The sequence below is a fragment of the Tritonibacter sp. SIMBA_163 genome (assembly GCF_046535935.1).
In the GTDB taxonomy this organism is placed as follows: domain Bacteria; phylum Pseudomonadota; class Alphaproteobacteria; order Rhodobacterales; family Rhodobacteraceae; genus Epibacterium; species Epibacterium scottomollicae.
Genome location: NZ_JAWJBP010001433.1, coordinates 1 through 232, shown reverse-complemented (window position 1 = coordinate 232; position 232 = coordinate 1). Strand labels below are relative to the sequence as shown.

Genomic DNA, 232 nt, shown 5'->3' with positions numbered 1-232 from the left:
ATATCAAAACCAAAAGTTCTTTAATTTCCTTAATAACTTGCAACAGCAGTTCTGCTATCAATCTGGATGACATCGGTTTAGGGAGTTGCTGGGCAACCTTTATGGTGGATAGTTATACTAAGCGCATTCTTAGTCTCTATCTTTCCTTTGAAAAACCCAGCCAACGCAGTTGTATGATGGTGATTCGGGCTTGCGTCCAACGCTTTAACCGCTTGCCGCAAACAATTATTAC

At 40.9% G+C, this 232-nt stretch carries 1 protein-coding gene; it reads left to right on the top strand.

Annotated elements, in window-relative coordinates; all coding sequences use genetic code 11:
* Positions 1–232, top strand: a 232-nt coding sequence (locus tag R0J92_RS27025) for a hypothetical protein (RefSeq protein ID WP_411053949.1), incomplete at both ends; no start/stop codon positions are given.